We start from the raw sequence: 8525 nt of genomic DNA, 5'->3' as shown, positions 1-8525 counted from the left end.
GTTCACCGAGATCGAGGCCGCCTTCGATCCGGAGAAGCGCCAGGAAATGATGCGGCGGTCAAACGGCCGCGCCACCTTCCCGCAGATCTTCATCGGCGAGGAACACATCGGCGGCTGCGACGACATGATGGCCCTGGAGCGGGACGGCAAGCTGGACCCCCTGCTGGCGGCTTGAGCCTTGCCAAGCGCGGCGTTGCGGGCTTGTAGATAGGCCATGACCCTGTGCGTCGGACTGATCCAGACCCGGACTCCCGCCAGCCACGCCGCGGCGCTCGACCACCTGGCGCCGCTGGTGCGGGAGGCCGCGGCGAAGGGTGCGACCTTCATCGCCACGCCCGAGGCCAGCAACATCCTGCAGAAGGACAAGGCGACCCTCTTGCCGCAGCTCAGGCGGCTGGCGGAGGACCCCGTCGTTCTTGGGATGCAGGCGCTCGCCCGGGAGCTCGGCGTCTGGCTGCTGATCGGCTCGGCCCTGGTGCTGCGGGAGGACGGCAAGGCCGCCAACCGCGCGGCGCTCATCTCGCCGGCCGGCGAGATCACCGCCACCTACGACAAGCTGCACATGTTCGACGTCGACCTGCCCACCGGCGAGAGCGCGCGCGAGAGCGAGACCTACGAGCCCGGCGACCGCGCCGTCACGGCGCTCGCCGGCGAGACGCCGCTCGGCCTGACCATCTGCTACGACATGCGCTTCCCGGCGGTCTATCGGGCGCTCGCCCTGGCTGGCGCGCAGGTGATGCTGGTCCCGGCCGCCTTCACCCGGCCGACGGGCGAGGCGCACTGGGAGATCCTGCTGCGCGCCCGGGCCATCGAGACCGGCAGCTTCGTGCTGGCGCCGGCCCAGGGCGGCTTCCACGAGGACCGGCGCGGCACCTGGGGCCACACTATCGCTATCGCCCCCTGGGGCGAGATCGTTGGCGAACTGGCCCACGACGAGCCCGGCGTCTTGATGGTGGACCTCGACCTCGCCGCCGTCGCCAAGGCCCGCGCCGCGATCCCGGCGCTCGCAAACGCGCGCGCCTTCGCGGCTCCGGCGGCCATCGCATGATCCGCTACGCGCTCGCCTGCGACCACGCCCACGAATTCGAGGGCTGGTTCGGCTCGTCGGACGACTATGACGCCCAGTCTGAGGCCGGCCAGATCGGCTGCCCGACCTGCGGCTCGACCGCCGTCAGCAAACAGATCATGGCCCCCATGGTGGCGGGCACGAAGCGCAACGCGCCGGACATGACGCCGGCCGCCCGCGAAGTGATGATGCAGGCGATGGCCGAGGTCCGGCAGCACGTGGAAGACAACTTCGACTATGTCGGCGACACCTTCGCTAACGAGGCCCGCGCGATCCACGCCGGGACGTCCGAGAACCGCGGCATCTATGGCGAGGCCACCCCCGCCGAGGTCCGCGACCTGAAGGCGGAGGGCGTCAACATCGCCCCCCTGCCGCCCGCGCCGGTGAAGAAGGCGGCGCTGAACTAGGGATGGGATTTTTCACGCTTAGCGCATCGATGGAAGACCGCCTGAGCTCCGCATCAGTGACAGCTCTTCAGCTCGCCAAGCTGCGCGGTCTTCACCTCCTGGGAGCATTGGCATTTGCAGCCATGGCCTTTTGGTTGCTGGAGCGAAGCTTCGCATCTGCCGCTTCTGGCTTCCTTGTGGGTGATCTCCTGTTGTTGGTCGTGACGTTGCCCGTTGTTCTCTTGCGCAGCTGGTTGACAGCTGTGCTGCATCTGTTGCTGTCGCTCGCGTGGGTTGCCGTCCTTTTTCAGTGCGTCGGCTACCTGGCGCATTTCCTGCCGATACTCCGAACAACCCACTGAGCGCATGACGAGGGCCGTGGCGCTCTCTGGTCCCCGCTTGTGTTCGCTGAGCGGGCAACTCCAACTAGTTGGCCTTCCCTTCCTTGCGGCAAGCCCAAGCGGCGCCTACGGTCGGTCCAAAGCGTAACCAGGGCCCGTCCATGAAACTCACCCTCCTCGCCGCCATCGGCGCCGCGACCCTTTCGGCCTCCGCCGCCCAAGCTCAGACGCGGCCGGATCAGGTCGCCTTCCGGGCGCTCTACAAGGAGCTGGTGGAGACCAACACCACGCTCTCGGTCGGCAGCTGTACCGCCGCCGCCGAGAAGATGGGCGCGCGCCTCAAGGCCGCCGGCTACGCCAACAAGGACGTCCAGGTCCTGGTCCCGGCCGAGCGTCCCAAGGACGGAAACCTCGTCGCCACCCTGGCCGGAACCGACGCCAGGCTCAAGCCGATCATGCTGTTGGCCCACCTCGACGTGGTGGAGGCCAACCGCGCCGACTGGGAGCGCGACCCCTTCACCCTGATCGAGGAGGGCGGGTATTTCTACGCCCGGGGCGCCAGCGACGATAAGGCCATGGCGGCGGTCTTCACCGACAGCCTGATCCGCTACAAGGCCGAGGGCTTCAAACCGCGTCGGGGCCTACGCCTGGTCCTGACCTGCGGCGAGGAAACCTCCGACACTTTCGACGGGGTCGAGTGGCTGCTGAAGCATCATCGCCCGCTGATGGAGGCGGAGTTCGCCCTGAACGAAGGGGCGGGCGGCAGGCTCGACGCCCAGGGCAACCGCCAGTTCCTCGGCGTCCAGGCCGGCGAGAAGGTCTATCAGGACTTCACCCTGGTCACGACCAACCCCGGCGGCCACTCCTCGCGGCCGTCCAAGGACAACGCCATCTACCACCTGGCCGCCGCCATCGACCGGCTGGCCGCCTATGACTTCCCCATCCGGCTGAACGACGCCACCAGGAACCACTTCGAGAAGATGTCGGTGATCGAGGGCGGCGCCTCAGGCGCGGCCATGGCGGCAGTCGCCAAGGATCCCACCAACGCCGCGGCCATCGCCGAGGTGATCAAGGACGCCAGCCGCAACTCCATGATGCGCACCACCTGCGTGGCCACCATGGTCAACGCCGGCCACGCCCCCAACGCCCTGCCGCAAAAGGCGCAGGCCAATGTGAACTGCCGCATCCTGCCGGGCGAGAGCCTGGACTCGGTGAAGGCCCAACTGGTGAACGTGTTCGCCGACGACAAGATCGCCGTCACCCTGGTGGGTGTCCCCAGCCCCGTCTCGCCGCCGCCGCCGCTGACCCGGGCGATCCTGGGCCCCATCGAGCAGGTGTCCAACCAGATGTGGCCGGGGGTTCCCCTGGTGCCCACCATGACCACAGGCGCCACCGACAGCCGCTTCACCAACGCCGCCGGCATCCCCAGCTACGGCCTGTCGGGGATGTTCGGCGATCCGGACGGCGGCGGGACCCACGGTCTGAACGAGCGCATCCGGGTCCGCTCCCTCTATGAGGGCCGGGACTTCCTGCATTCGGTGGTGAAGCTCTACGCGACCCAGAAGTAGGTCCGAGCGAGGCCTCTTCCCGTCCTCCGGAAAAACTGGCATTTCTGCTGCCAATAGTTTTCCGGAGGATGCGATGGCGGCGAAGATCGGGGCGACCTTGGCGGACTCCACCCCCTACTGGCCGCCGCAGCCCACGCCGCCGAAGGGCGCCCCCAACATCCTGGTGGTGCTGTTCGACGATGTCGGCTTCTCCGACTTCGGCTGCTACGGCTCACCCATCAAGACGCCCACCATCGATGCGCTGGCCGCCGACGGGCTGCGCTATACGGGCTTCCACACCACGGCCATGTGCTCCACCACGCGGGCGGCCCTGCTGACCGGCCGCAACCACCACTCGGTGGGGATGGGCTGCCTGTCCAACTTCGATAGCGGCTTCCCGGGCTATCGCGGCAAGATCGCCCGCGAGGCCGGGACCCTGCCGGAGATGCTCAAGCCCCACGGCTATTCCACCTACATGGTGGGCAAGTGGCACGCGACGCCCCTGACCGAGACCGGCCCCTCCGGGCCCTTCGACGGCTGGCCCCTGGGGCGCGGCTTCGACCGCTTCTACGGCTTCATGGACGCCGAGACCGACCAGTTCGCGCCCGAGCTGGTGCGCGACAACACCCCCATCGAGCAGCCCACGAGCTATGCCGAGGGCTATCACCTGACCGCCGACCTGGTGGACCAGTCGATCCGCTTCATCGCCGACCACCAGGCCGATGCGCCGGACAAGCCCTGGCTGCTGTGGCTGGCGCCCGCCGCCTGCCACGCCCCGCACCAGGCGCCGCAGCACATCATCCGCCAGTACGATCCGGTCTTCGAACACGGCTGGGACGTGGAGCGCGAGCAGCGCCTGGCCCGCCAGAAGGCGATGGGCATCGTGCCGCCTGACACCGTCATGCCCGACCGCAACGACGGCATCCGCGCCTGGGACGACTGCCTGCCCGACGACAAGCGGGTCTTCACCCGCCTGCAGAGCGCGTTTGCCGGCATGCTCGACCATGCCGACCGCCACCTGGCCCGGCTGATCGCCTTCCTGGAGGAGGCGGGGATCAAGGACGACACCCTGATCGTGGTCATGTCCGACAATGGCGCCAGCCAGGAGGGCGGGCCCCTGGGCATGGTCAACGCCATGGGCCCCTACAATCTGAAGTTCGAACCCATGGCCGAGAAGCTGGCCCGGATCGACGACATCGGCGGGCCCGACAGTCATTCCAACTTCCCGCAGGGCTGGGCCATGGCCTCCAACACCCCCCTGCGCCGCTATAAGCAGAACACCCACGGCGGCGGTATCCGCGATCCCCTGGTGATCTCCTGGAAGAACGGCATCGCCGCCCGCGGCGAGCTGCGGACCCAGTTCGCCCATGTCAGCGACTTCACGCCCACCCTGCTGGACATCCTGGGCCTGGAGCCGCCGCAGGTTATCGCCGGGGTCCCACAGATGCCGCTGGAGGGCGTCAGCTTCGCCGCCTCCCTGAAGGACCCCGCCGCCCCCAGCAAGTCCAAGGCCCAGCACTTCGAGATGTTCGGCCACCGGGGCCTCTGGAAGGACGGCTGGAAGGCCGTGGCCTTCCACCCGCCCGGCACGCCCTTCGACACCGATGTCTGGGAGCTCTACCACCTGGACGCCGACTTCTCGGAAACCCGCGACCTCGCCGCCGCGGAGCCGGAAAAGCTGGCCGCCCTGGTGGCCGAGTGGTGGAAGGCCGCCGAGACCTACAAGGTCCTGCCGCTCGATGACCGCTTCGGCCCGCGCTTCGCCGAGAACGCCCTGCGCTACCACGGGGCCCGCAAGCGCTTCGTCTTTCACCCGGGCATGGGCCATCTGCCCGCCGACGTGGCTCCGGACGTGCGCAGCCGCTCCTATGTCATCGAGGCCGAGGCGGTGATCCCGCCGGGCGGCGCGGACGGGGTGCTGCTGGCCCACGGCGACGCCACCTGCGGGTACTCCTTCTATGTCCAGGACGGCCGGCTGCATCACACCCTGAACGTCGGCGGCGCCTTGGCCACGGTCAGCTCCGCCGAGCCCATCGCGCCAGGTCTGCGCAAGCTCGCCCTGCGCTGCCGCCAGGGCTCCGACGGCCGCACCTTCACCCTGGCGATCGACGGGCGCGTGGCCGGCCAGGTGAAGACCCATATCGGCTTCGCCACCTTCATCTCCTGGTCGGGCCTGGATATCGGCCGCGACCGGGGCAGCCCCGTCGCCCCCTATGCCGCCCCCTTCACCTTCACCGGCAAGCTGCGGCGAGTCGTCGTCACCATGGACGCCGACCAGGACCTGGACGGCGAGCTGCTGGGCGAGGCGGAAATGGCGCGGCAGTAAGCCTAGGCTGGCGGCACGGCCTGAGCCGCGGCGTAGAGCATTTGGACGACCGCCTCCGGGGTGGCTGGCGTGTGGCCCGCGAGCCAGGTGCTCAACAGGCCCAACTGTCCCCCGGCCAGCTGGGCCGCGAGAAGAGTTGGGTTCCGGATCTCCGGCCGGGCCCGCAGCCGCGCCTCGATGAGACCGGCCAGCGTCTTGGCCAGCAGCGGCCGGGTCGGCGCCGCGAAAAGGACGGCGCCCACCCGCCGGTTCTCCCAGAAGTGCTCCACCACCGCCAGCAGGCGCGCGTCGTCGTGCTGCGGCCCGAGCATGTCGGCCAGGACTCCGAAGGGCCCCGACAGCCCCGCCTTCAGCAGGTCGTCCTTGCCCTCATAGTGCTCGTAGAAGGTTGAGCGGCCGACCCCGGCGCGGGCGATGATGTCGGCCACCCTGAGTTGGTCGTAGCGGCGCTCCAGGACCAGCTCGATGAAGGCGTCGAAGAGCGCCGCCTTGGTGCGCTGGATCGGCCGGCTGTCTGCGAAATCCATCAAGACCACCTCCGCGCCGGACAATGCGCGCGCCATGTCCGGAAGCTGGACAATCCTTGGGCCGTGTCCGGCCCGGACGGGCCGGACTAACGCTAGAGGTTAGGGCCAGGGCGGAGCTGCGCAAGGCCCACGCCAATCCGATGGAGCCCACCCATGGCCGCTGAACACGCCAATCGAAACCCTCACGGACACATGTGGCTGATGGCCGTGGTCGGCGTCGCCGCCGGCCTGGCCTTGATGGTCTTCGCCCCCAGGCTGGCGGTGGTGTCGAATTCCCTCTTGCTGTTCGCCGGCTTCCACATCGTCGGCGGGGTGGTCGTACTCAGCACCCTCTATGTCTCGGGTCTGAGCAACCGGCTCCCTCGGCTGACAGGTGCGGCGCGTTCGGCGCAGGCTTACGACTTCGGCTGGGGGCCGGGCTGGATGAACGGGCTGGCCATCGCCGCCCTCATCACACTGGCCGCCGCCGTCCTTCTGCAGCTGACGCGGCCGGGAGCCTGGCCCCTGGCCTTCGCCCTCGTGGGTCTCTCGGCCCTCCTGCTGGTGGGCAATGCGGTGATGGGCGGCTTCCGCCGCACCGACCACGTGGTCCTGCCCATGGTGGACCTGTTGTCGAGCGACCATGACCTCGTGCTCGACGCCGGTTGCGGCAGCGGGCGGACCACCATCGCCCTCGCCCGCGCCCTGAAGTCGGGGCGGGTGGTGGCCTTCGACCGCTTCGACGCCGGCTATATCGACGGCGGCGGTCGGGCCCTGCTGGACAACAACCTGAAGGTCGCCGACCTCACCGGACGAGTCGACATCGTGAGCGGCGACCTGACCGCCATGGCCTTCGCCGACAACCACTTCGACGCCGCCGTCAGCACCCACGTCTATGATCACCTGGGGAGTGGGAAGGCCGGCGCCCTTTCGGAAACCCTGCGTGTGCTCCGGCCGGGCGGCCGGTTCCTGATGGCGGTCTGGGTTCCAGGCCTCGCCATGTTCGCCGTTGGCAACGTCTTGTCCCTGTTCCTCACCAGCAAGGCGCGGTGGCGGGCCCTCGCCGCGAACGCGGGGTTCCAGGTCATCGACGAGGGCATGTTCAACCACACCTGGTTTGTTCTGCTGGAGAAACCGCGGGCCTAGACATCAGGGTTGTCATCGGAGGTTGGCGGCATGATCTAGCAAGCCTGCTTCGGAGCTGACGCCATGGCCTACGGCTACCTCGACCTGCTCGCCACCCCCAGCGTCCAGGCGGCCCAGACCGTCAATGGCGCCCGCAAGATCTGGGAGCGGTTCGACGGCGAGCGGACCTCCGACCGCTTCACCGAAAACGAGGCGGCCTTCATCGGCGCGCGCGACAGCTTCTACCTGGCCAGCGTGTCGGAGAGCGGCTGGCCCTATGTGCAGCATCGCGGCGGCCCGCCGGGCTTCCTGCGGGTGCTGGACGAGGCCACGCTCGCCTTCGCCGACTATCGTGGAAACCGCCAGTACATCAGCCTCGGCAACATCGCCGCCGACGACCGGGTCGCCCTGATCCTGATGGACTATCCTAACCAGGCCCGGCTGAAGATCCTTGCCCACATGGAGGCCCGCGACCTCGCCGCCGATCCGGACTTGGCCGCCCGCCTGACCGACCCTGGCTACAAGGGTCGGCCGGAGCGGGCGTTCGTGCTGAGGCTGGAGGCCTTCGACTGGAACTGTCCGCAGCACATCACCCGGCGCTTCACCGGCCCGGAGATCGAGACGGTGCTGGGACCCATGCGCCAGCGACTGGAGGCGCTTGAGGCGGAGAACGCCGCGCTTCGAGCCCAGCTCGCCGGGCGCCCCTAACTTTTCCGGCCGCCACGCTTGTGTGGCGCAAAGGTCACACCTACATCGAGGCCGTGGAGGTTGCGCTTGATCAAGGCGACCCCGCTAATCCGCCTTACGAGGGGACCTCATGAATATCGACCTCTATTCCGACCGCGCCAAACAGGCGATCCAGTCCGCCCAGAGCCTGGCCATGGCCAGGGGACACCAGCAGCTGGCGCCCGAACACCTGCTCAAGGTTCTGCTTGAGGAGAAGGACGGCCTGTCCCGCGCCCTGATCGAGCGCGCCGGCGGACGGCCCGATGTCGTCGAGCCGGCGACCGACGCCCTGCTCGCCAAGCGCCCCCGCGTGGAGGGCGGCTCGGGCCAGATCTACATGGCGCCGGAAACCGCCCGGGTCTTCGCCGAGGCCGAGAGCGGCGCCAAGGCGGCCGGGGACGCTTTCGTCACCACCGAACGCCTGCTGATCGCCATCGCCAAGGAAGGCGGCGAGGCGGGCAAGGCCCTGTCGTCCGCCGGCGCCACGGCGGCTGGCCTGGAG

10 protein-coding genes are annotated in these 8525 nt (G+C 68.9%); 9 read left to right on the top strand and 1 reads right to left on the bottom strand.

The features are described 5' to 3' along the window. From RMO97_RS04925 to RMO97_RS04900, 6 genes are all read left to right on the top strand, one after another. Positions 1-175, top strand: a 175-nt coding sequence (locus RMO97_RS04925; protein WP_310539425.1) for a glutaredoxin domain-containing protein, incomplete at its 5' end; no start/stop codon positions are given. Between the two features lie 39 nt (positions 176-214). Continuing rightward, a complete protein-coding gene (locus tag RMO97_RS04920; RefSeq protein WP_310539424.1) occupies positions 215-1048 on the top strand; it encodes a carbon-nitrogen hydrolase family protein in 834 nt (277 codons plus the stop codon). Then, positions 1045-1473 carry a DUF1178 family protein gene (locus RMO97_RS04915; protein ID WP_310539423.1) on the top strand — a complete coding sequence of 143 codons (429 nt, stop codon included), beginning with the start codon at positions 1045-1047 and terminating at the stop codon, positions 1471-1473. Before RMO97_RS04920 ends, RMO97_RS04915 begins: the two co-directional genes overlap by 4 nt. Before the next feature lie 29 nt (positions 1474-1502). Continuing rightward, a complete protein-coding gene (locus RMO97_RS04910) occupies positions 1503-1814 on the top strand; it encodes a hypothetical protein (RefSeq protein WP_310539422.1) in 312 nt (103 codons plus the stop codon). Positions 1815-1954: 140 nt separating this feature from the next. Continuing rightward, entirely contained in the window at positions 1955-3361 is a 1407-nt protein-coding gene (locus RMO97_RS04905) for a M20/M25/M40 family metallo-hydrolase (RefSeq protein ID WP_310539421.1), read from the top strand. A 73-nt stretch (positions 3362-3434) separates the two neighbouring features. Further along, positions 3435-5666 carry an arylsulfatase gene (locus RMO97_RS04900; protein ID WP_310539420.1) on the top strand — a complete coding sequence of 744 codons (2232 nt, stop codon included), beginning with the start codon at positions 3435-3437 and terminating at the stop codon, positions 5664-5666. Between the two features lie 2 nt (positions 5667-5668). Here RMO97_RS04900 and RMO97_RS04895 read toward each other — a convergent pair whose 3' ends face one another. Further along, entirely contained in the window at positions 5669-6193 is a 525-nt protein-coding gene (locus tag RMO97_RS04895; protein WP_310539419.1) for a TetR/AcrR family transcriptional regulator, read from the bottom strand. A 153-nt stretch (positions 6194-6346) separates the two neighbouring features. Between RMO97_RS04895 and RMO97_RS04890 the strand changes: the two genes are divergently transcribed. The 3 genes from RMO97_RS04890 to RMO97_RS04880 all read left to right on the top strand — a co-directional run. Then, on the top strand, positions 6347-7318 hold the full coding sequence (locus tag RMO97_RS04890; protein WP_310539418.1) for a class I SAM-dependent methyltransferase: 972 nt from the start codon (positions 6347-6349) through the stop codon (positions 7316-7318). 63 nt (positions 7319-7381) lie between these two features. Then, positions 7382-8005 carry a pyridoxamine 5'-phosphate oxidase family protein gene (locus RMO97_RS04885; protein WP_310539417.1) on the top strand — a complete coding sequence of 208 codons (624 nt, stop codon included), beginning with the start codon at positions 7382-7384 and terminating at the stop codon, positions 8003-8005. Positions 8006-8114: 109 nt separating this feature from the next. Further along, positions 8115-8525, top strand: a 411-nt coding sequence (locus RMO97_RS04880) for a Clp protease N-terminal domain-containing protein (protein WP_310539416.1), incomplete at its 3' end; no start/stop codon positions are given.

This window comes from Phenylobacterium sp., from assembly GCF_031425575.1.
In the GTDB taxonomy this organism is placed as follows: domain Bacteria; phylum Pseudomonadota; class Alphaproteobacteria; order Caulobacterales; family Caulobacteraceae; genus Phenylobacterium.
The sequence above is the reverse complement of the archived record's forward strand: the minus strand, read 5'-3'. Positions and strand labels throughout refer to the sequence as shown.